This is a genomic window from Eubacterium sp. AM05-23 (assembly GCF_003477535.1).
Taxonomy (GTDB): Bacteria; Bacillota; Clostridia; order Eubacteriales; family Eubacteriaceae; genus Eubacterium; species Eubacterium maltosivorans.
Genome location: NZ_QUDF01000003.1, coordinates 85430 through 105818, shown reverse-complemented (window position 1 = coordinate 105818; position 20389 = coordinate 85430). Strand labels below are relative to the sequence as shown.

The following is a 20389-nucleotide window of genomic DNA, read 5'->3' as shown; positions in this document are numbered from 1 at the left end:
CGCTGACATAAGGAGGAGAGAAATCAATGAACAACATGCAAGCCCTTAAGACAAACCTGCCCGAGGACATCGCCCTGCTCAAAGCCTGGGGAGACTTTGACAAAGCGGCAGAGCTCATTAAAAAATATCTGACACGCCCCATTCCAAAGGCCCTGGCTGAACGCCTTACGCTGGAGCTGGACATACTGGCCGAGCTGCCCATGCAATACCCCTATCCCTACGATGAGGCCCTTAAAATGATGCAGGAAAAAGTGCCTGGTTTTACCAAAGAAGACCTTGAAACCCTCAAGGATGACGGCTATGCCGACTGGATTTATGTGAACGGCGTCGTCCATTTCCAGGACATGTTTGTGGCCAGCATTGCCAAGACCGTTCCGAAATACGAAGATATCGAGGTGGACGAGGACCAGAAGACCATCGAGGTGAGCCCAGTGGAAATCCTAGACGAAACCGTCAATGAAATGATCGAAAAGGGTGAAAAGAACTACTTCATCCACATCCGCCACACGGTTAAAATCAAAAAAGAAGCCGAAGAGCTGGGCAACCGAATCCGTGTTTACCTGCCCATTCCGCAGAACGCCGACCAGATCAGCAATATCAAGCTCATCGACATCTCACCAGAGCCGGTCAAGATTGCGGACGAAACCTATGGCCAGCGCACCGTCTACTTTGAAAAGCCACTGGAAGCGGGCGACACCTTTACCGTTGAATATTCCTATGAAAACCGCGCGAAATACGTGAAGCTGGACCCGGATAAGGTGGACGCAGAGCAGCCGGATTTCGAGACCCAGGAGCTTCTGCCCCACATTGTCTTTTCACCCTATATCCGCGCACTTTGCGAGGAGCTGACCGGCGGCGAAACCAATCCGCTTGTTAAGGCCCGCAAGATTTATGACTTTATCACCACCCGGGTACACTACTCCTACGTGCGTGAGTACCTGACCATCACCAACATACCTGACTACATGGCCACCGGGCTCAAGGGTGACTGCGGCATTCAGGCGCTTTTATTCATTACCCTGTGCCGCTGTGCGGGCATCCCGGCCAAATGGCAGTCCGGCTCCTATGTCAATCCGGCAAGCATCGGCAACCACGACTGGGCCATGTTCTACATCGCGCCCTATGGCTGGCTGCACTGTGACTGCTCCTTTGGGGGCAGCGCCTACAGAAATGGCGCCGAAAACCGCTGGAATTTCTATTTCGGCAATCTGGAGCCCTTCCGTATGTCGGCCAATTCGGAATTTCAGCTGGACTTTGACCCGCCGAAAACCTACCTGCGGGCCGACCCCTACGATAACCAGCGCGGCGAATGTGAATATGAAGACCGCCGCCTTACCTTCCATGATTTTGACGAGGAACGTGTGATCGTGGAAATATTCCCCATTGATTAAACCAAATTCAGAGGACTGCTGCAGCAGTCCTCTTTCTTTTTTTGTCTTAAGCTTTCTTTACATATGTCTTGCTCTATCGGCCGCAGACATGTTATACTTGGCCCATCATACAAATTAAAATGTGGAGGATACGATGAAAAAATTACTATCTTTATTGCTCACCGCTCTACTCCTGCTCGGCAGCCTGCCGATCTCAGCCCTGGCTCGGGATAACGGCAGCTCAGACGCCCTTACCGGCGACTATGTCCCTGGAGAGGCCATTGTCTGCGTAAAGGGCGCGGGCTTGTACAGCCGGTCGGCTGAGTCTGCGCTGCTGACAGACGCCGAACCGCTCATGGACCTGAACAGCGGCGCAAACGCCTACAGCCGCAGCGCCGCACCCGCCGAAAGCCTGAAGCTAGTGCGCTCCGACGCCCTGAGCACCGCAGAGCTCATCGACGAGCTTCAAAAGCTGGACACCGTCGAATTCGCAGAGCCCAATTACATATACACCGTCTCCGAAGGCACCAAAGACCTTACAGGTATGCAGTGGGCCTATGATAAAAACGGTGATTTTGGCATGGCCATTGATGGCTGGAACCAATACAAAACAGACGGTACGCCTGACCCCGCAGTAGACACCAGCGGTACCGTGGTCGCCGTACTGGACACCGGTGTCGACTACGACCATGAGGATCTGAAATCCGTCATGTGGACTGCTGACAGCAGCCTCCAGGCCATCATTGGCGGCGGGCAATATGGTTATAACGCTGTCACCGTAAATTCCAACGGCCAGCCTTATGACAGCGCAGACCCCATGGACGATCACAGCCACGGCACCCACTGCGCAGGCATCATTGCCGCCTCCTGGAACAACATGGGTGTGAGCGGCGCCACCAGCGGCACGCAGATTATGGCCGTCAAGGCTGCCAACGACAAAGGAAGCTTTGCAGCCTCAGATTCGCTCAAGGGCTATGCCTACATTCAGAGAGCCGTAGAAAACGGCGTTCCCGTCACCGTCATCAATAATTCCTGGGGCGGCGGTGCCAGCGGTAAAGCCCTGGACCGCGCTGCCACGGCCTTGGGCGATATGGGCGTGGTCAGCGTTTTTGCCGCGGGCAACGAGAGCAGCGACTGCGACAACACGTCCAGAACTGTCTCCACCCTGAGGGATAATCCCTATGTGATCGCCGTTAACGCCACCGATATCGACGGCAATATGGCAGACTTCAGCAACTACGGCGCCACCACCACTGACGTGGCTGCTCCGGGCGTCAACATTCTTTCCACTGTGCCCACCAATATGGGTAAGGCTGACCCGCGTTTCGTCACCGCACCCTTTCTGGAAGGCTTTGAGGATGAATCTGCACCCAAAATAACCTTTCAGCCCGACAGCAGCACCATCGCCAGCTACTCCGGCGATATGGCCTTTGAGGGCAGCCAGAGCTTTAAGATAACAATCAATGACGCCAAAGGAATAATTGAAAATAATACGATTGATCTTTCCGCTACCCCATATCGATACCTTTCCTACATGTTCCGCGCCGATTCCACCGCAGATCAGACCATTCTGGGGGCTCTGACTGCTGTCAAAGTTAAAACAACGGATCTGAACGAAGACGGCACACCCAAATGGGAATCCCTCGACCAGTCAGCTGTACAGGCTGGCAGTTGGGGTGCTGCGGTCTACACCCTGCCCGACAACACCGATTATAAAAACTTTCAGATTCAGATCCTCGCAGCACGAGTACTTTCCGACGCCGCGGGTACCGGCGATGTTTATATCGACAATCTGGGCCTCGGCGATACCGCCGCCGCCTACGAATACATGAACGGCACCTCCATGGCCACACCGGCTGTCACCGGCGAGGTTGCCATCCTGGCAAAACACTTTGACGATAAGGACGCCGCCAAAACCGCGGCCCGTGTTATCGGCAGTGTTAAAAAAATTGACAGCCAGAAGGGCAAAAGTGTCTCCGAAGGCCTGGCCAAGGTCGACCTGGCTCTGGCGGAGAACACGGTACCGGTTGTCAACAGTGCTGTGCCCACCGGGGACAGCCAGCTGGCCATCGGCGGATATTTCTTTGGCAGCGCGCCAACCGTCACCATTGACGGCGCTCCCGCTGCGGTGGTCTCCTCATCGGATGAAAGCATTGTGGCTAATCTGCCCCAGGGCATGACAGCCGGCGTCAAACGCGTTGAGGTGACCTCTGAAAAAGGCGCAGGCCATCAGTCCTTTGAACTGGGCGCGGTCAGCAGCCTTTACGAACGCCTGCCCCTGCCCGATGACGCGCGCTTTTACGACACCTATTCTGGGAGTCTCACCGGCCTTGGCGGCAGCCTGTACTACACCGGCCTCAGCCAGGATAATACTGTCGAGCTCTGGCGCTACACCCCAGGCCAGACTGAAAATAATGGCTGGACCCGGCTGAACAGTGATGAAAGCATTTACCCGTCCAGCAACAGCGCCTGCACCTGGAACGGCAGGCTTATCCTCTTCAGCGATGGGCCCCAGGGCGCCGGCATCAGCGTTTACGATCCCGAGACCAACGCATGGAGCTCCTTCACCACAGAGCTGATCGCAGACCTCTCCTCACCGTCTCTCCTCAACACTGGCAATGAGCTACTGCTTGTGGGGGGCAGCAAAACCGTGAATGAAACGGAAACTGCCCAGACTGCTATCATCCGTGTGGATATCGGGAGCCAGAACGCTGAAAAGACCGGTGATCTCTCCGCTGCCCGTATCTCTCCGGCAGTCGCCTACACCGCGGACGGCAGCGCCTATGTGGCGGCTGGAACCGCAGCGGACGGCAGCATGGTCGACGGTCTCGAAAAAATTGAAAACGGCCAGAGCTCTATGGTCCGGGATAAGATTCTGCCGCAGGGCCTGACCCAAAGCCAGAATTACACTGGCGCATGGGGCACCCTCGATGGCGGCATGATCCTCTCCGGTCCGGTTGTCACAGACCCAGACAGCGGACAGGTCACTGCCGATACCTATACCCTGAACTTTGACACAGGCGGCTTTGAGCCCACAGGCAAAATCGTGAACACCGGCCGGGTATACAACGGCGTGGGTACTGCCTACCAAAACGCCTTCTACATTTTAGGTGAAACCAACTATGCCGAAAATAACCGCGTCTTCAGCGTGGACCGCAGCGTGAAAACCCTGACCCAGCCCGGCGAGGAACGGGAAAAGCCCGTCGATCCTGTGAACCCGGTTAATCCAGCAACACCAGACAGCCCCAGCGCCAGCGGTAACGCGTCCACTGGCTTCGTGGGCGGTAACGCCGGTATCCTGGTGGCCGCTGTGATTCTGGCAGTCTGCGCGGCGGGACTGCTTCTCTACCGAAAACGAAACCTTGGTTAAACCGCTAAAAAAGGATGCCCCTGTGAAGGGAGCATCCTTTTTCTACTTTTTCTCTGCCGGCATCCACAGCTCCATGTATGGCACAGCCTGCTCCCTTTGATAATAGATCTCCGGCGAGTAGGCCTCCATTGTCAGGCCCTTGTGCTCAAGCCATTGGGCACTGTATTTGACCGCCTTGTTGAGGGCAGCAGTGACCAGCTCCTCAAAGCTTTCGGCCTCAAAGCCGCAGACCACGTATTCCCTGGCGGGCAGCTCCCAGGTCATAAACCCATCGGCTCCGGCGTCTGAACCCACCTCAGCGCCGGTAAAATACGTAAAGCAGCCCTCGGGCGCGTCACCCATGCAGGCCACCCCCACCTCCCGGCTGTCGGTTACCCGTGGTATCCGGTGCTTTTCACGGTGGAACCGCTCCCAGATTTCTCCGGGGATATCCACGCCGGTGGCCTCACCCAGGGGCATCTGTCCATTGATGGGCACAACGCCGCTGATGCCCATAAACCGGACAGGCTCACCGAGCTGTCTGCGGTTCATTTCCAGCACCAGACCCTCGCTGATGAGGGGGACTCCCTCGTCAATCAGCACATAGCTTAACAGCAGATCGGGCTTGTCAAACTGGTTCAGGGCCACCGGGGCCTTCCGGAAGCCGGCCGGGGGCATACCATAGGCGTCCTTGAAGGTCCGGCTGAAAACCTCGTGGCTGCCAAAGCCGCAGTCCAGAGCAATATCCAGAATACGGGCATCCCCCTCCCTCAGCATAATGCTGGCCCGCGCCAGACGCCGCAATCTTATGTACTCCCGCACCGGCTTTTTTACCAGCCGGGAGAACAACCGCTGGTAGTAAAAGGGCGATAAGGCCGCCTGCTCTGCCAGCGCCTCGATTTCCAGCGCCTCATCCATATGTGTCTCAATATAATCCAGAGTGGTCTGAATTGCTTCCCATGCGTGCATTGTAAGCACCTCCTTTACCTAAAGGATACCCCATCTGCAGCCAATGTGTTTGACGTCCTCTGCCCTTTAAGGTTTGGAGAGCACACAATTCTCTCTACTGCATGAATAAAAACCGGACGATAAACAAAAGCGCCAGAACAGCCGTCACCGGCCGCACTTCTTTATAATGCCCGGTCAGTGCCTTTAACAGCACATAAGTGATGAGCCCAAAGGCAATGCCGTCGGCAATGGAGAAGGTCAGCGGCATAAACAAAAGGGTAACAAAGGCCGGGATCGCCTCTGTGATGTCCGTAAAATCAATGCTCTTGATGGGGCCGACCATAAGCACACCCACAAAGATGAGCGCCGGCGCAGTAGCCGCCGCCGGGATAATTCCCAGCACCGGAGACAGCACCAGCGCCGCCAGAAAGAGAATCGCAGTTACCAGGGCAGTCAGGCCTGTCCGGCCCCCCTCCGAGATCCCTGTGCTGGATTCCACAAAGGTGGTGACCGTGGAGGAGCCCATGAGCGCGCCGGCCGTAGTGGCAAAGGCATCAGCCATCAGCGTGCGCTTGAGTGCCGGGAACTCACCTTTTTCGTCCAGCATTCCCGCCTGCTGAGCGGTTCCGATAATGGTGCCCAGAGTGTCAAACATATCGACCAGCGAAAAGGCCACCACCACCATCAGAATATTAAAGAGTGTGCCCACCAGGCTTCCCTCATGGATCAGCGATGAAAAATCCAGATGCAGCAGCGAAACCTGGGCCCAGTCCTGGAATTGGAGACCGATACGGCTGAAATCAATGGACGCCGGCAGGGTGGTGACCCCAAAGGGAATCCCGATGATGGCCGTAACGACAATCCCGATAAAAATATATCCCCTGCATTTGCGGGCGTAAAGCACCCCGATGATAACGAGCCCGAGAAGGGCCAGAGCCGCGCCGGCCGTCTCAGGTGTCCAGGACGAAAAATCTACCAGACTCGGGATCGCCGAGGCATTGGCCACCACGGTGCTCTGGCCCACAGCCGCGGCTGGGTCGGTTACCAGGTAGCTGCCCGGATCCAGGGTGAACTTGAGCAGCCCCGCGTTTTTCAGGCCGCTGTACGCAATAAACAGGCCAATACCACCTGAAATGGCTATCCGGATATTGGCCGGTATCCCCCGCACAATGGCCTCCCGCAGCCCCGTAACCGTTAAAATAATGAACAGCAGTCCCGAGATCAGCACAATGGCCAGAGCCTCAGCGTAGGTTTTGCCCATGCCCAGCATAATCGTGTAGGCAAAAAAAGCATTGAGCCCCATACCCGGCGCCTGGGCAAAGGGGACCCTTGCCAGAAAAGCCATGAGTAGCGTCCCCATACAGGCGCAGAGACAGGTAGCCACAAACAGAGCAGACTGCACCGTCTGGGCATCCGCCCCAAAAAAATAAGCGGCGTCCACACCTGCTGGCGCCGAAATAATAGCCGGATTGACAAAAACAATATAGGCCATGGTCAAAAAGGTGGTAAACCCGGCGATGATTTCCGTCCTGACGGTTGAGCCCGAGGCTTTGACTTTCCAGAATCGTTCAATAAAGTTTTCTTTCTCCATTGGTACTCCTTCATTTTCTTCTTTTTCTTCATTATAACCTCTTTTTGGGCTGTTGAACAGCTTTTTATAACAGGGTTTACGGCATAAAAAAATGTCCCTGTTGCAGGACATCTCTCTAGCGCCAGATCTCGACATGGTCGAACTGCTGATAGGGGTACTCAATGACCCCAAGCCCTAAGGCCCGGGCTGTGGCCGCTACCTCGTCATAAGGCACACCCGGGCAGTACAGATCGGCCGCGTGTCCGCTCAGGTGCCAGGAGTTTTCGATGCCGCCCACCTCGGCGTTGCGCGCCTCACACCGAACCCCGGAGGTAATGATGAGGGGCTGTCCCAGGGCGCACCGCAGGGCCTCCACCTGCTCCAGCAGCTCCGGGGCCATCCCTGCAGGCCAGCCGTCACAGTAGCCCGCGCAGTCGCAGGCATATTCCTCCATAAGAAAATGGGCCGAAGCCCAGGGGCCGTCTGTGAGGATGGGATCCTCGGGCAGCGGGTGATCGATCACCGCTTTGTCCGGCGGCGTTTCAGGCTCTTGCGGCAACTCCGGATCTGATACCTGAGTCTGCTGCGTTTCCGGCGCTTCCGGCCTAAAGTTCGGGCTTGAGAAAAACACGCAGGTAACAAGGATAAAAATGGTTAAAAATAAGCTTTGACGGATACGTTTATGAATGGTTTTCATTGGATCTCCCTTCAACTTTCAACCTTCCATGTAAAAAAGGGGCTTTCGCCCCTTTTTTACTCCACTGCCACGTCGGTTTTGGTGGTGTCGATTTTTACAGCGCCCACGACCTTGGCAAGGGCGAAGCCGTCGGGCTCAAAGGCTCCCTGATCCACAATAGCCTGGGCCCCGGTCTTGATCTCGGCGTCGGTGATGCCCTCTTTGTAATCTGGTATGGTGATTTTGTGGTCCTTTCCGTCCGCGCGCTGAAAGGTAATGGTTAAATCTTTGTTGGTTGTTGCTGCCATGTTTTTAATCTCCTTTAATTTTGAATTTTATTGCCTGTCTGCAGCACGACGGGGGCGCCGTGCCCTACGTTTTTTAATGGAAAATTGAGAATACAGAATGGAGAATTTTGGAACAAAATCGCTATGCGATTTCAACCAACTCCTCTGCCGTTACCTTGACCTTCTTTTCGAGAATGGGCTCCTGCATACCGGTGATGGCTTTGACGGTGGCCACAAAGGCGTCGTCGGTCACGTCCTCCTTGACGTCGCCGTAGGTTTTAGAGGTTTTGACGATCTTCCCACCTACTTCGCCATGATTGACGGTGATTTTCATCCCTACCGATTCCACTGTTTTTTCAATTGCCATGTGCTTACCTCCTGATTTTGGTTTTGGCATTTTTGCCTTACACTCTTACAATGGAAAAAAGGGCGGAAATTTTACAGTTATTTCAAAAAATAAATAAAAACAACCAAATTTGCTGCTTTGGTTGTTTTTATTGAAATATTATTCTTATTGTAGGCGATGCTTATTTTTCCTTAGGTCTTCTATTCCCCGATGCACGTGTACGCCGGCCAGGCAAGGACTAATGTCCAGTATCTGGGCGATTTCATTCAGGCTTTTTCCCTCAAAGTAGCGCAGCCGGATAGCGTCTGCCCTTTCTGCTCTTATTTCTACGAGCATCTGCTCAAGCACTGCGTTTTTTTCCTGTCTCACCATTTCTTTTTCTGGCGATGGCCCAGCATCTGGATATTGTTCTAGGCTATTTTCCCCATCCTCCCCACCGCCTGTGACGGCGCGCTCATTTTCCTGTTGTTTTTTGATGGCTTTGGCCACATTGACGAAATGATGGAACAGGCGGTTTTTCAGATAAAAGGGGAATACGACGCCTAAATCCGGATCGTAGGCCTGTACGGCCTCCAGCACGACCAGCGCGCCGTCTTGCAGGGCGTCCTCATAGGCTTCTGTGTCGTAGATGTATTTTTGCATGACGGACAGGATCAGAGGCTTAAAGGTGTTGATCAGCTGCTCTTTAGCTGCTTGGTTACTGTTTTTTGCTTCCTGGACCCAGGTGTCGATCAATGTGTATTTTTCTTTCAATAAGCCTCCTATGCGTCCTCATAGACGTCTGTAATCTCAAGCACGATGCCGGGAAACCGGTCCTCCACAGCGGCGCTGAATTCGTTAAATTCATCTTCAGCCTCCTCGGCGCTGCGGGCGTAAAAGCCAACGCATGCCCGGCACTCAGCCTCGACCAGGTAGGACCGGCGGCGGTGCAGAATGCTTGGTCCCTTGCCGTATCGGTTCATAATATTTCTCCTTTCTGCTTTTTCTCCCTTGCGGCCCACATGGCCTCGAAGGCGGCCACATCGTCATCCGGGTACAGGGCCTGAATGGCGGTTTTCTCGGAATCCGTGAGCGGGGGCAGCAGGTTGAAGCCGTGGATATTGGGCAGCGCCTCCTGATTAGAATACAATAGAGAAGTATATTTATTATTTATATTATTTATTAACGGTGCGGGTTCGCGTGCGGGTTTTGTGCTGGACTGCGTCCATACCTGCGTGCGGTCACCGGTCTCTGCCTGAGTTATCCACAGAGCGGAAAGGCCGGTATCAAAAGGGATGAGCTCATACTCGCCGGCCTTGTTTCCACCGTGCGGATAATAGTGCAGGCGTCCGTGCCGCACTAAGTGCGCCCTTGCGTGCCCCACCTGGAACCGGTTTTCGAGCTCCAGAACCTCGCGCACCCGGCTGTTAGTGATCTTAAAACGGATGGGCCAGTGCCACTGGCCGTCATCACCCTGGATGGCGGCGCTGTTGTTGACGTACATGAGCAGGTGCCAGTAGGCCTGGAGTAAGGGGCTCAGATGATTGTTCCTCTGCCATTTATAAAAGGTCAGGACTTCGGTCAGGTAGTTCATTTTGTGTCAAAGAGCAGGTTCGCGATGCCGCAGACATCGCCTTTGCGCAGCTGCATGATCATAAATCCATCCAGAAAAAAGTGCCAGTCCTTTGCCTCCTCAGGGGTAAGCTGGCCGCTGTCACGGGCGTACTGCAGCAGATCGCACATGCCGCCGACGTCCAGAAACTCCATGACCTCCAGCCGCATGGGGTCGTGATCGGAGGGGAAGTGCCTGCGCCAGACGGTCATCTTTCGGGAATGGCGCATCCGGTCGAGAAAGGCGTCCTCCGGCTCAATGCCCAGCTGCCTGGCCAGGTCCTCCATATGCCAGGCCAGGGAACGCCCTCCGACGATCATGGCGCGCAGCTGGTCGCGGCCGCCGGGAAACACATGGACGCGGTAGCAAAAGCAGGTATCCAGTCCTGGCACATCGTGGATCATACGCCCACCGCCTTTGCCGCAGAGCCGCGCTCTGCTCTCAGGGCTTTGATAAAAAAGTCCTGGCCTCTTCCGGTCACTAGGAGTCTGGTGTTGTAGCTGTGCTTCCCGATTCTTTTATCGCGGCGGGGAACCTTCTCGGCGATCATGTAGTTTTGGGCCAATGATTCCTCGGTGGGCAGATGCTGAAGGGTTCTTTCGCTCTGGTAATGCGCATAGCCGTGGTGCCGCAGCCAGAAATAAAGCTGGTTCCTGCCAATGTCGATGCCGGACGCCTGCATTTTTAAGGCCAGCTCCTGCACGCTGCACGCCGGGTCTTGTTCCCTTGAGTCTGCCGGTTTGCTCTCTGACATCTGACTTTTCATATAGCCCATCTTTTCCCTGTAGTCCTGCTGCAGGGCCTCCAGCTGCTTTTCGATAAAGAAGAGCTCGATGCACTGATCGATGTCGGAAAGGCTCTCAAAGCCGCCTAAGACGCGGTCCTCCTGTTTCAGAGCGCACGAAGCACACCATGGGCTAAATCCTTTTTCTTCTGCCGCGGTTGTCATGGTTGTCTGTTTACTTTTCATTGTAAACCTCCTGTAAAATATAATGGTTTTCTTTCAGCGGTGCTGTTTTCTCATTTACTCCTGCTGATACGTCTATAATACAGGACTTTTTAACAACCTTGGACGCGTAAACGTGTTTTTTATTATTACAAATCAAAAATTATTTTTATTTTCTGACGCCACCGGTATACGGTGCTCAGCTCACCGTAAAAGGGCATGGTAAGCACTGGACGGCCGCGCCGGGCTTTCAGGGGTTTTTTGTCCAGTTCATCGTTTTCAAATAAATGTAAAAGGGTCTGGGCTACTGTAAACAAGCTGTGGCGCATCCAGCGTCCCGCAAAGGCGGGCAGCACCCGCTGGCGCCTGGCACAGTGCTCGCATTCGCAGCTGCACACCCAGAGCACGTACAGGTTTCCCTCGGTGTCCTCCACCTCTTTGGACAGGCCATTAACCACATGGTTTCTGCCCTCCTTTACCACAAGGCGCATGGTTTTCTTTTTAAGCCCACGCCGGCAATAGCGGCAGACGTGGCTACTGTGGCCGTGGTAGATGAGCTCTGTCAGGTGCTGCCTGCCATCCTTGGCCGTATAGCCGGTATCCACTGCCTCAAAGAGCTCGTAGTGCTTTTTGAGATAGGTCTCCAAATCCAGTTCCAGTGCTTTCAGCAGTTCTTTCAAATACATTGCCAGTGCCATTTTTTTCTCCTTTTTTTATGGGTTTATGATAAAAAAAACCCCTGAAAACCACGTACGGATATCCGTACGCGGCCTTCAGGGTTTTGATGGGTGACAGCCATTGTCCCATTTGCTTTAAATATTTAAGATTACTACTATTACTATAATATCATGAAGGTGAAAAATTAGCAAGCCTTAAAGAAAAATAATCTCCTGCCGTTTGGCTGAAAAATTGACCGTTCACATAATATCGGTTTACAGGCCTGGCTGTTTAGAATAGAATGGAAACAAACCATTCAATAAAGGAGTTTAACATGAACATACTAAAAAACGGGTGCCGCAGACACGGCATTCTCGCTGCCCTGATCCTGGGGCTGGCTGCCATCGCGGTTCTTTTTGCTCTGGAGCTGCTGCTCTTAAGGGGCTTTGGCCTGAACGCTTCTTCTACAGCATTTATCCTGGCCGACGCGGCCCTTCGCTTTGGGCTGGGTATTTTTGTCCTCTTTCTGCTGTTTCGACTGGAGATTACCAAAAATCCTGGCTTCAGGGCCAAAGGCCTTGGAAAATCGCTTCTGCTGGCCTGGCCTTTTTTTCTGCTCTTTGCCGGCATTCTGGTTTTTTCTTTGATCTCCGCCGGGCTCACGGGCCGGTCTGTGGGCCCTGGATGGGTGCTGACTCAGATTGTTTTTATGGCCTCTGTGGGGTTTTTTGAAGAGCTTGTCTTTCGGGCCGGCGTTGTCAATCTGATTAAAAACCAGCTGGGCGGCTCCCGGAGCGCTCTTGTCAAAACCGCAGTCATGGCGGCGGTCATCTTTTCCCTTGCCCACTGCCTGAACCTCATCGGCCATGCGGATCTCACCTATACCTTGTCTCAGGTGATCACCAATTTTGGCATGGGTCTCTTTTTGAGCACCCTCTACCTGCGCACTGGAAACCTCATCGGCCCTATGATTTTCCATGCAGTGAACGATATTGTGCCAGCCATTGCCGGCCAGACCCTTGTGGATACTCAGGCGGCAGCAGCGGCTTCTTCCGGGCTCAGCCCCTCTATTCTGGTAACCTTTGTCCTTTACCTTGCTCTCAGCGCTTTTTATCTGAGACGGGTAACAGGTGAATAAAACCCTGTCCCACTTTAAAACCCCTGCGGTACGTTGGTACCACAGGGGGTTTTTTTAATCTTTCAGGCTTTTACGGTGACGGTACAGGCCCATGGCCATGAGGACGGCTGCCAACATGAGGCCTGCGGTGGCCGCGCCGGCACTGCCATCGACAACGCCGGTGGCTGCATTCCGGGCCTTTGCACTCTGTCCCGCGCCATCGGCGGACGTATCGCTGCCGGAAGTATCCGGAGTTACGGGCTTATCGGGAACCACGGGCTCGTCGGGCTTTGCAGGCTCGTCGGCGTCGCTGGTGTCGGCGGCCATACGCTTAAAGACCAGTCCTCCAGGCACCTCAGGTGAAGAGGCCATCACATAGTAGCTGCCCTGATAGGCCAGACCTCTGACATGGGTCAGGGCGAAAGCGGACACGGGTTCTTCCAGAAAGACGGCGCTGCCGTCGGCTGCCAGTCTTAGGGTATCCCGGTAGCCCGCGCTGCCGCTGCCGCCTGTGTTAAAGCCGGTAATGAGGGCGCCGCTCTTAAGGCCGCCCAGCGCTGCTGTGGACTGGGGAGCTCCCATATTCTCTGGCAGCTGGCTCTTTATCCAGCTCTGGCCATCGTAGTACCAAGGACTTTTGGATGTACTCGTACTTGACATGTCTCTGACCAAATAGCTGTAGGAGCCGATCACCAGCTGGTCGCGGTTCTGGCCGCAGACAGCAATGGAGGGCTCATAGGCGCAGGTGCCTTCTGCCATGGTTTCTTCATCATAGGGCAGGGGCACATCCAGGGCTGTGGTTTTACCGGTTTCAGGGTCCAGGGCCAGCAGGGTTTTGGCCATGGTATCCTGCGTGTAACCGCCGGCCAGCACCAGCTGGTTCTTATAATTGATGAGGGAAGCGCCATAGGTGTAATCCTCGGTCAGCTCTGGCCCTCTTGTCCAGCCGCCTGTGGCAGGGTCGTAGCACCAGAGATACTGGCGTCCTCTTTCTTTTTCCTGCCCTTTTTCTTTATGTATGCTGGTCAGATACAGCTTACCCTGCCAGGCGCAGAGATTCTGAAGGTTATAGGCGGTTTCGGGCAGATCGGCCAGGCGTTCCCAGCTGCCGGCCTGGGTATCATAGTTCCAGAGCTCAGTGGCACATTTGGCCCGGTCGTTCTCCACAAGCACACTTTCGTAATCAATATCGCCCAACGCCAGATAGAGCTTCTGACCTGTGGCGGTCATGGCGCTGGTGGCAGTGCCCAGCAGCTGGAAGTAGGAGCCCTCATAGCCCGGGGTACCGCTGTCCGGCAAAGCAAGGCTTTCATACTGGGATTCGGATTTACTGCTCAGAGCCTTGTAGCTGCGTCCCCAGGCCTTATCAGCTCTTGTGACGCGCACCTCTGAAATGCCCTCGGGAATATCGCCGTCAAGGGTGAGTTTGATCTGGGGATCGGACCAGCTGGTGATTGTGGCATTAGCTCCTGCCACGGCCACACTGCCCTGATTGCTGCCAAAGAAGTGGCCGTCAAGGGTCAGGGCGCTGCCGTCCTGGGTGATCTGGCCTAAAGCCGGGTCGGGGTCTGTGCTGGCTTTAGCCACGTCCAGAGCGCCGCCGCTCAGGCATTTGGCGTCCATGTCCGCGTCCAGCTGACGGTTTGCGCCGCCTACCACACGGGCCGCAATGGTGGCTGCGTCCTCGGTGGAATGTGCCGCGCTCAACAGAGCCACAGAGCCGGTAACGGCAGGCGCAGCCATGGAGGTGCCGGACATATTGGTGTAGGCCAGTTTTTCACTGCCAATGCCCACAGCGTCCAGCACAACACTGTCATTGTCGGCAGCATAGCTGACTACGTCAAAGATAAGCTGGAAGGAGTCTGTGAGCCACTCGGGCTTCAGGCTGGCGCTGTAGTTGATCCAGTCGTCCCTGCCGATGAGGACATAGTTTTTATCAGTGTTTTGCCAGCCCACGTTGCAGGTGGCCTGCAGAGGATACACCGTTCCATCTGCGGTGCGGATGCTGGCGCTGATTAAGGAATCTGCGTCGGGTCCGTTGCCAGTAAAGGACAGGCTCAGACCATCTCCCGGGTTGTCCAGGGTGATGGGAGCCGAGATAATGCTGCTCCACGCCTCCTTCCCGCCAGTGGACACGGACAGAGCGCGGCTTCCGTAAACAGTGCGGTAGTCGGTGAGGCTGCTGCCCTCGGCGGGTGTGAGTTTCTCGCCCATTTTATTGGGTTTTGCAGCGTCGTAGGTGTAAAAACTCAGAGACTGGCCTTTGCTGTCTGGCACATCGGCCTTGTCGGTGGCGCTGGCCGCGGTCTCAAAACCGGTGTAGAGGCGGTTATCCCTTGCCAGCAGGGCATTGTACTCGGCCTGACCGCTAATAATGGTGGACAACACCTGGACGCCGGGAGCGTAGATGTCGGTGCCACGCTGCCCATAGTTGGAGAAAAAGCTGACCTCACCGTACGCGTTCATGGCGTTGACGTTAATGGCGTAAGGGCTGCGGTTAAAGCCAAGGCTGGTTCCGGACACGTTGTCTGCGTCCTGGGCGCTGTTGCCCGAGGCAAAGATGGAGAGCACGCCTTTCTGGCCAAGGGCGTCCACGGCCAGCCGCAGGGCCTCGCCGTAATAGGTGCCGCCCCAGGAGTTGTTGACTGCTCTCAGGTTCACGCCTGCGTCCACAGCTCGGGACATATATTCGTAGGCCTTGAGAGAGTCGCTGGTATAGGAGCTGCCTCCATCATCGGAGTGGCGCAGGGCCATGAGCTTCATGCCTCCGGCCACGCCGTCGATACCCTGCTGATCCCAGGCTGCGCCGATGATACCTGCACAGTGGACGCCGTGGGTGTTGACCTCGGGGTTTGTATCTGTGGTATCCGCACTGGTATGGCAAACGTTAATACCGTATTTTCCGCCGCCCATGGCGGTGAGGGCCGGATAATTAAGACCCTCATCCCACATCTGGCTGTGGAGATCGGGGTGGGTGTCGTCGATGCCGGAATCCAGCACGGCTACCACCACGCCCTCGCCGGTCAGACCTGACGGGGTGTTAAGGTCAGCATCTGGATTGATGGAATTGCTTAAAGACCACTGGTTTCCACTGAGGTCGGCAGCGTAGGCAGCATCGCCGGTATTGTCCGACGCTGTGGCATCTGTGGTCTCCGCAGCGCCCTCGAGGGCAGTTTCATGGTAGATGTAATTGGGCTCGGCCAGGGTAACGGCCGGGTTGTCCTGGAGACTGCCGATGAGTTCCTCGGTGCTGCTGCCGTCCTGGGCGGTGATAAGCACTAGCTCCTGCCCGGCGCCCGCGGCTGCGGAGCGCAGGCCGTAGGTCTGAGGTTCGGCGGTGTTCTCAAAGGTCATGAGGTCCTCGGCCGCAAAGGCCGGGGATGTGCTTCGGCCCAGGGCGCTGCGGCTGTTTAAGGCCGCGGCCCCTCCCTCGATCAGCACAATGGCCTGACCATCGGCGTAGTCCTCTCCGGCCACGCCTTTAATCTCAGTGCTGCTGTCCTCCTGGGCCAGGGCTGGGGCTGGCTGGACAGAAATCAACAGGGACAGGCTCAACAACAGAGCCAGCAGTTTTTTCTTCATGTTATTCTCCTCTCGCGATTCATTGCTTTTTCTATTATATCATAGTTTTTACTTCTTATTGTTACCGCTCGCATAAAACATCGACCGTTCGTCACAAACTTATAATAAAAAAGCCCCGCGCGTACTGCGCGAGGCTCGAAAGAACGATGATAATAATACGGAACCACGAGAGCGTGGTTCCGTACAGGGTCTTTTTAACAATGAACTACCCGTTTTTCCGTTTCCGATAGAGCGCGAAGCCCCCGCCTGCCACGATCAGCAGTACAGCCGCCATGACGAGGGTTTTGCCTGCGGTGGTTTCAAAGATGCCGGTACCCGCGTTTTTGCCGCTGGTTGTGGTGGTGTCTGTGTCAGCGGGCTGTGTGGTCGGGGTTGGGTTGACGCTGGGCTGTGGTTCTGGGGTTGGGGTCGGCGGTACGGGCTTATCGCTTCCCGGGTCGGCGGTAGGGCCGGTGTAGTCTACAGCAGTGGCTCGGAATACTAAGGGCGCGCTCGTTTTTCCAGTGTAGCTGAGCACATAGAATTTGCCGCCGCTGGCCGCGCCTATGTTGCGGGTGGTCTTGGACTGGCTGTAGAGCCGGCTTTCGTCAGCGCTCCAGACGTCGCCCTTAAGGCTCCAGGTATCCCGCATATTGTCCTTATCCAGGTCTGCAACCGGACCCACGGCCATCATACCGCCGTTGACCGCGGTGTAGGCTGTGTCCAGGGTCTGCATTGGGTCCAGGCTTTCCATGCCCAGGAGGTTGTCATTATGCTTCTCCCATTTGCCGCCGTTGTAGCTCAGGGTGTTGGTGTAAACCGTATGGCTGGCGTTGGCCGCGCCGCTGTTGCCGCCGGTCACCATGAGGGTGCTGCCTGAGGCGGTGACGGTGGCTCCGCTGCGCCCTTCGGGCATATCCGCAAGGCTGCCTTTGGTCTTGCCAGTGCTGGGGTCAATCATTTTTACGGATGCCCGGGCGCTGCTGCTGACGGTGGCTCCGGTATCATCCTTAACCATATCGTCGCCACCCACGGCCAGAAGCTGGTCCTTATAGACCACCAGCCGCTCGGTACCGCTAAAGCCCTCTGCGTTCACGCTGGTCCAGCTGCCATCTGCCGGATCATAGGTTCCGATTTTAGGCGTGAGCTCGGTGTCCTCCGCGTTTAGCTCGGTGTACAATAGATAAAATTTGGTCTTGCCGCCGGTCAGCGAATAGTAGTCCTTTGACGGCATGGGCAGGATGTTCTCGGGCAGGGCCGCCTTGCTCCAGGTATCGGCTTTTATATCATAGACTGAGAAATAGGGTGTTCCCAGACCCCCGTCGCCTTCCATCTGATAACCCACATAGGCCAGATGGCTGTCGGTGGCGCCCATAGTCATGGGGAGCAGATCGGCTGAGGTGATGGGATAGCCCCCGTATTCCCCAAAGCTGATGGCTGGCGCGCTCAGGCTGTCGTAGCCCCTGGCAGCCAGACCCACCTCGAAGAAATCACGGCCATAGCCCTTACCCTCTGGTGTCACGACAATTTCCTGTTTTCCGCTTACTCCTGCGGGCAGGGTGAAGGTGATGGTGTTATCGGCCCAGCTGGTGACATCGGCCGCCTGGCCGCCCACGGTAAGGGCTCCCTGGGTTCCAAAGAAGTAGCCGCTCAGCGTGGCCTGGCCGTTTTCATCAATTTCCAGATCGTTGAGCACAGGCACGCACTGGTTTTCATCAAAGGCGGCCGCAGCGTCAATAAAACCGCCGGACACAGATTTGTCCGCCAGATCCTTTTGCTCGGTGCGGTTAACCCCGCCCTTGATACGGGCGCAAATTTCGGCCGCGTGTTCGGCTTTGGTTGTCTGGCTGTTAAAGGTTTCTGACAGCAGCGCGGCCAGTCCGGTGACCACCGGGGTGGCCATGGAGGTGCCGTCTGAATAAAAATAATCGGAGGCTTTTTTGCCAAATCCCAGATCGTCCAGGCGGAAGGCGGCAGCATTGCCTGTCTTGCCGCTCATGACACCCAAGGTCCCATTTCCTGCTGGCCTTGGCACCAGGCGCAGGGCCACGGTGTCTTTTTCGCTATCATTTACATATTGTCCAAAATCGGGCAGATTGACCTCCTGGGTGGACTGCACCCAACTATGGTCGTACAGGCGCAGACGGGCCGGCATGTAGCTGGGGCTGCCGCTGGCGTCCTGGCCGATGATCTGGGTGGAATTGATGTCGGTCCACTGGCCCTCGGCGTTCTGGTACTGGATCAGAAAGGTCTCGCCGTACATGGCGTTATCACACCCACCCTGGAAGGCGATGTGAAAATTCTCAGCAGTATTGATGTCTTTCAAATCTTTCCGGTCAAAGGTCAGCTCAATGGCAAAGCTCTGGCCGTTTTCAATGCTGTCCAGCGGCAGGGCAAGGCTTTTAGCACTGTTGTAGCCCAGCGCTGTGGCTGCTTTGGCGGTCTCCACCTCTTTGCCCTCAGCGTCCAGAAGGCGCATGCCCACCTTCGGGGCGCCACTTTCAAAATCCTCATAGAAATAACTGTCCGCATCGGCCTGAATCTGCGGCAGATACTGGACAGGCATGGTATGAGTATAGAAGGGGTCCGCGTCATCCTCATAGGTGGTGACAGTGGACAGAATCTGGCTTCCAGGCGAAAAGACGTCCACAGATTCCTGACCCCAGCAGGAGAACCCGCTGCGGTAGCCCTGGCTGTCCATGGCGCCCACTGTTACCACGTAGGGGCTGTCCACAATGCCGCTGGTATTGAGGTCGTTATTGACATTGGAATTGCCCGCCGCAAAGCAGGAGACCACGCCGTATTCCTGGCCAATGGCCGTGGCGGCAGTGGAGACTGAGCGCAGCTGTGCGCCGTCATAATTGGAGGGTCCCCATGAGTTATTGACCGCCACCACGTTTACGCCGGCTTTGGCCGCAGCCTGGATGTAGGCGTAGCCCTGAATGGCGCTGGCGGAGGTGCCGGCTCCGCTATTGCCTAAAAACCGCACAGCCATGATCTCAGCATTGGGGCTCACGCCGGCAACGCTGTCGCCGCCAGCCTGTGCATCGTTGTTCCACTGAGCGCCGATAATGCCCGCGCAGTGGGTGCCGTGGCCGATGTCTGTATCCATGGGGTCACTCTTGTCCTTCTCCCCATTGGCGCCGCCCAGAACATTGTAGCCATATTGGCCGCCGCCCATTTTTGTAAGCGTGTCATATTTCAGGCCATCGTCCCACATAATATTCTTTAAATCCGGGTGTTCGTAATCCACGCCGCTGTCCAGTACGGCCACTACGGGCTTATCACTGGAAGCAGCATACTTTTTCCAGGCTTCCACCGCGTTAATATCCACTGCGGGGTTGACCGCGGGTGTTTGGCTGGTGGCTCCGCTGTTCATCTTATTGTCCAGGGCCCACTGGTACGGATAGCCTTTATCGGTTGGCTCTCCCGCGTCGTAGGGCTCTACGTAATAGTTGGGCTCTGCAAAGGCCACGTTGGGGTTATTTTGCAGATCGGCGATGAGGCTCTCGGTGTCCTGATCACTCTTGACCAGCACCAGGCTCTTGCCCGTATCCGCCGCCGCGCTGCGCAGCAGGCTGCTGGCTTCCTCCGGTACGGCTGCCGTGTCCTCCACGGTCATCAGCTCCTCGGTCTCGTAGGACGGCGCAGCGCTTCGGCCAAAGCCGTTGATATTGTTGAGGGCTGCCGCGCCGCCGTTCACATAGACAACGGCCTCACCGGGGACATAGTCCACCCCGGGAGTGCCGAGACTGGCGGCTGCGTCATTTTCCTGAGCCAGTGCCGAAGCTGGCACGGCGGACAGGATCAGCGCCAGGCTTAAAGCGATGGCTAAAATTCTTTTTTTCACGTTTTTCTCCTCTCGTCTTTTATCATTACATTTTATTATAACACAGAACCGGCCTGCCTTTGCATGCCGTTTACATAATATTTTGACCGTTCGTCATATTTTTATCTTTATTCATTGGCAG

Annotated in this window: 16 protein-coding genes; 3 read left to right on the top strand and 13 right to left on the bottom strand. The window is 55.7% G+C overall.

Annotated elements, in window-relative coordinates; all coding sequences use genetic code 11:
* The first annotated feature begins 26 nt into the window (after nucleotides 1-26).
* On the top strand, nucleotides 27-1391 hold the full coding sequence (locus DW091_RS04480) for a transglutaminase domain-containing protein (RefSeq protein ID WP_118517510.1): 1365 nt from the start codon (nucleotides 27-29) through the stop codon (nucleotides 1389-1391).
* Nucleotides 1392-1524: 133 nt separating this feature from the next.
* Nucleotides 1525-4740, top strand: a complete 3216-nt coding sequence (locus DW091_RS04475; protein ID WP_118517509.1) for a S8 family serine peptidase — start codon at nucleotides 1525-1527, stop codon at nucleotides 4738-4740.
* Nucleotides 4741-4782: 42 nt separating this feature from the next.
* On the opposite strand, the gene DW091_RS04470 is transcribed toward DW091_RS04475, so the two are convergent.
* From DW091_RS04470 to DW091_RS04420, 11 genes are all read right to left on the bottom strand, one after another.
* Nucleotides 4783-5688 carry an AraC family transcriptional regulator gene (locus DW091_RS04470; RefSeq protein ID WP_058693783.1) on the bottom strand — a complete coding sequence of 302 codons (906 nt, stop codon included), beginning with the start codon at nucleotides 5686-5688 and terminating at the stop codon, nucleotides 4783-4785.
* A 94-nt stretch (nucleotides 5689-5782) separates the two neighbouring features.
* Nucleotides 5783-7258 carry an NCS2 family permease gene (locus tag DW091_RS04465; RefSeq protein ID WP_096920465.1) on the bottom strand — a complete coding sequence of 492 codons (1476 nt, stop codon included), beginning with the start codon at nucleotides 7256-7258 and terminating at the stop codon, nucleotides 5783-5785.
* A gap of 115 nt (nucleotides 7259-7373) precedes the next feature.
* Nucleotides 7374-7934 (bottom strand): D-Ala-D-Ala carboxypeptidase family metallohydrolase, encoded by a 561-nt coding sequence (locus tag DW091_RS04460; RefSeq protein ID WP_118517508.1) that lies wholly within the window; start codon nucleotides 7932-7934, stop codon nucleotides 7374-7376.
* 56 nt (nucleotides 7935-7990) lie between these two features.
* A complete protein-coding gene (locus DW091_RS04455; protein WP_074618281.1) occupies nucleotides 7991-8221 on the bottom strand; it encodes a DUF2922 domain-containing protein in 231 nt (76 codons plus the stop codon).
* 121 nt (nucleotides 8222-8342) lie between these two features.
* The gene (locus DW091_RS04450; protein WP_074618280.1) at nucleotides 8343-8567 is read right to left on the bottom strand and encodes a hypothetical protein; all 225 of its coding nucleotides are present in this window, start codon (nucleotides 8565-8567) and stop codon (nucleotides 8343-8345) included.
* A 144-nt stretch (nucleotides 8568-8711) separates the two neighbouring features.
* Nucleotides 8712-9299 (bottom strand): sigma-70 family RNA polymerase sigma factor, encoded by a 588-nt coding sequence (locus tag DW091_RS04445; RefSeq protein ID WP_158577823.1) that lies wholly within the window; start codon nucleotides 9297-9299, stop codon nucleotides 8712-8714.
* Nucleotides 9300-9307: 8 nt separating this feature from the next.
* The gene (locus DW091_RS04440) at nucleotides 9308-9508 is read right to left on the bottom strand and encodes a hypothetical protein (RefSeq protein ID WP_074618278.1); all 201 of its coding nucleotides are present in this window, start codon (nucleotides 9506-9508) and stop codon (nucleotides 9308-9310) included.
* A complete protein-coding gene (locus DW091_RS04435) occupies nucleotides 9505-10119 on the bottom strand; it encodes a restriction endonuclease subunit S (RefSeq protein ID WP_096920412.1) in 615 nt (204 codons plus the stop codon). The genes DW091_RS04440 and DW091_RS04435 overlap by 4 nt, the downstream gene beginning before the upstream one ends.
* Nucleotides 10116-10541: a hypothetical protein gene (locus tag DW091_RS04430; RefSeq protein ID WP_096920411.1), complete on the bottom strand. Its 426-nt coding sequence runs from the start codon at nucleotides 10539-10541 to the stop codon at nucleotides 10116-10118. The genes DW091_RS04435 and DW091_RS04430 overlap by 4 nt, the downstream gene beginning before the upstream one ends.
* Nucleotides 10538-11107: a phage antirepressor KilAC domain-containing protein gene (locus DW091_RS04425; protein ID WP_118517507.1), complete on the bottom strand. Its 570-nt coding sequence runs from the start codon at nucleotides 11105-11107 to the stop codon at nucleotides 10538-10540. The genes DW091_RS04430 and DW091_RS04425 overlap by 4 nt, the downstream gene beginning before the upstream one ends.
* 125 nt (nucleotides 11108-11232) lie before the next feature.
* Nucleotides 11233-11781, bottom strand: a complete 549-nt coding sequence (locus tag DW091_RS04420; protein WP_118517506.1) for a hypothetical protein — start codon at nucleotides 11779-11781, stop codon at nucleotides 11233-11235.
* A 293-nt stretch (nucleotides 11782-12074) separates the two neighbouring features.
* Here DW091_RS04420 and DW091_RS04415 point away from each other — a divergent pair, with 293 nt between their 5' ends.
* On the top strand, nucleotides 12075-12878 hold the full coding sequence (locus DW091_RS04415; RefSeq protein WP_118517505.1) for a CPBP family intramembrane glutamic endopeptidase: 804 nt from the start codon (nucleotides 12075-12077) through the stop codon (nucleotides 12876-12878).
* Nucleotides 12879-12932: 54 nt separating this feature from the next.
* On the opposite strand, the gene DW091_RS04410 is transcribed toward DW091_RS04415, so the two are convergent.
* Together DW091_RS04410 and DW091_RS04405 are read right to left on the bottom strand one after the other, a co-directional pair.
* Nucleotides 12933-16439: a S8 family serine peptidase gene (locus DW091_RS04410; protein ID WP_118517504.1), complete on the bottom strand. Its 3507-nt coding sequence runs from the start codon at nucleotides 16437-16439 to the stop codon at nucleotides 12933-12935.
* A gap of 205 nt (nucleotides 16440-16644) precedes the next feature.
* Entirely contained in the window at nucleotides 16645-20268 is a 3624-nt protein-coding gene (locus DW091_RS04405) for a S8 family serine peptidase (RefSeq protein WP_118517503.1), read from the bottom strand.
* Nucleotides 20269-20389 lie beyond the last annotated feature (121 nt).